Source organism: Rhodococcus sp. P4_B6 (assembly GCF_056402215.1).
In genome coordinates, this window is sequence record NZ_JBFUHV010000388.1 from 1 (window position 1) to 2,450 (window position 2,450).

3 protein-coding genes are annotated in these 2,450 nt (G+C 67.5%); 2 read left to right on the forward strand and 1 reads right to left on the reverse strand.

Going from position 1 to position 2,450, the window contains the following annotated elements:
* Together AC1DWT_RS50795 and AC1DWT_RS50800 are read left to right on the forward strand one after the other, a co-directional pair.
* Positions 1-489, forward strand: a 489-nt coding sequence (locus AC1DWT_RS50795) for a hypothetical protein (RefSeq protein WP_477926218.1), incomplete at its 5' end; no start/stop codon positions are given.
* A complete protein-coding gene (locus AC1DWT_RS50800; protein ID WP_095870010.1) occupies positions 486-1,103 on the forward strand; it encodes an RES domain-containing protein in 618 nt (205 codons plus the stop codon). The genes AC1DWT_RS50795 and AC1DWT_RS50800, both read left to right, overlap by 4 nt.
* A gap of 363 nt (positions 1,104-1,466) precedes the next feature.
* On the opposite strand, the gene AC1DWT_RS50805 is transcribed toward AC1DWT_RS50800, so the two are convergent.
* Positions 1,467-1,619: a hypothetical protein gene (locus AC1DWT_RS50805; protein WP_179443367.1), complete on the reverse strand. Its 153-nt coding sequence runs from the start codon at positions 1,617-1,619 to the stop codon at positions 1,467-1,469.
* Between the last annotated feature and the right edge of the window lie 831 nt (positions 1,620-2,450).

Consider the following 2,450-nt stretch of genomic DNA (forward strand, 5'->3'; position numbering starts at 1 on the left):
GAGGAGCACTCGCAGCGGGTGCACCGTACGTTCGCCGCGGCGGCTGCTGCCGGTGTGTCCACCGACGCGTTCGCGGACGTGCAGGCGATCGCTGATGCGATGTCGGCTGCGCTTCCCACCCATCATGTCTATGACCAGGTGGTGGGCCCGTTCTACGACACGGCCGGGCTGACTCGGTGGTGGAATGTCAGTCGGCAGGCGGTGAGCAAGAAGGTCGCGACCAACGCGGTGATCGCCTGCCAGCTCGAGGAGGGGCACTGGGTCTATCCGGTGTGGCAGTTCACCAGCAGTGGCACCGTGGACCCGGCGCTGGTGCAGGTGTGGCGTGTCCTGCGTGCGGGGGCGGACCCGTGGACGTGTGCGCTGTGGCTGCGGGCACCGCAGGATGCGTTCGGCGGTAAGACCGCGGTGGGCTGGTTGACCGAGGGCGGCGGGGTCGATCCGGTCCTGGCGGCGGCCCGCGCGGATGTGCAGCGGTGGGCGGCGTGACCCGGGAGGACGTTGCGCTGCGGGCGCCCGGAACGCGCACGCTGACCGGGTTTCCCGGTTGGCGGTTGACCGGGAGGCGGCAGGTCAAGCGTGGTCACCGGGTCTCGAATGGGCCGTGGTGGTTTTCCTCTTCGGGTGGCGGGCGATTCGATCTGTCCGCGCCGCGGGGTACGTGTTACATCGCATTCGATGAGACATCGGCGATCCGGGAGACGGTGGGGGAGGCGTTGGCATCGCTCGGGGTGGTCGCCCACGACTTCGCGGCCGAGCGGGCACTGTCGACGCTGCGGGTGCCGGGCACCCATGACCTCGCGGATACCTGCGCTGGCGCGGCTGCCGCGTTCGGGCTCACCCGGGAGTTGTGCTCGATGACACCGTACGACGTTCCCCGGGCGTGGGCGGCGGCGTTCGATGTCGAGTTCGACGGTCTCCGGTATCAGACGCGCTTCACCACGGGCCCGGCGGCGAATGCGGCAGCCGTGTTCGGTCCGGCCGGGGAGGTGTCCTGGCCTGTGGACCCCCGCCCGGAGTCGTTCGCGGCGGCGGCGAGGCGTTGCGGTATTGCGGTACAGCCGCTTCCGCGGTCGGTCCGGGTTCTCGATCCGCCGACCTGACGAGCCGGCCCGCGCTCGGTAGGGCGACGGTGTGCGTCCAATGCCGGACACATCAGCCGTTCGGGGAAGCGCCGCATCCGCGGCGGCATGGGTGGTGGTGGACGGCAGCGGTGGCTCGGGGCCGACGGCGAGACGATCGACTGGTGGGAACGCGCCACACCTCGCCGCGGGGAGTAGTACTTTTCCGCTGGCGCTTCGTTCGCCGACATGAGCGCGGCGAGTCTGCGACGGCAGGCGGTCTGCCGCCGCATTGTGATCAGCGCCGTTCGCTCCCATTCTCGGGCGGCCTGGACCCCGGCGGCAGGTACATATTGCGACCCGCGATTGGCCGGCGGGGCAGGGGCCCGGCATTGGCGCGTCAGTTCACAGGTATCCACCGGTGGTGAGGGTGAGGGCGATGATCACTGCGGCGGCCATCAAGGTGGCCGAATCCAGGATCAGATCCCATAACTTGCACTCGGGGTAGCGATTCCCGCCACTTTTGGTGGACTTCGTATCGTCGGAGGCTTCCTTCATATTCGCGTGTTTCTCTCGACGCCGCACTTCCCGGCATCGCCCATCCCGACAATCGCCCCGTTGAGCAGGGCGATTGTCCGCTGCTAGCGGGACTTGTCCGATTGTGCATCTCGACCGGTAGGCCTGTCACGGTGGCCAGTACGAGCGCGATCCGCATGAGCAGCAGGAATGGCTGATTCTGTGGGAATTGCTTCGAGGACGGCCCGGCAGTGCACCGCCTCGGCCCCGACTCGCTCGGAAAGCGACCGAGCTGAGCGTCCCGTGTGGTCGGATGTCCGGGAGGGAGGTGAGGATGATGGAACGTCCGGACCCTGGCGGGCCGATACGGCGAGAACGATATGAACTCCTGGTCGCAGCGAATCTGGCGCAGGAGAACGCATTCGAAATCCTGGCATTGATCTTTCGATCAAAGGGAGGGGACGAGGCCGCAGCCCGCCTGCGTGCGCTACTCGCTCTCACCGCAGCAAACCGAGTTGATCCTGATGACGCCCTACGGATCCATGACACAACAGGACGGCTCGGATCAACGAGGAACTCGACGCGATACGGAGGGAACTGGACGCCGAGTAGATGCTCATCCTCCTGCCCAGCTTCTCGATCCGGTCGTCCTCGTTTCTGTCCTTCCCGGCCCCATTTGGAAGCCAGTGACGCCGCGTCGGGAGCGACCCCGCGAGATGCTCGCGCATACGTCGACGCCTGGCCCCATTCAGCAGTGCGTCGGCCGCGCACGGTGTGCGACGCCTGCTCCAGTGGTGTTCGTCCACTCGTCATGCTGCGAGGATACGAATCCGCATCTGCGACGTGAGCGTCCGCGGTGCGGCCCGCCTGGCG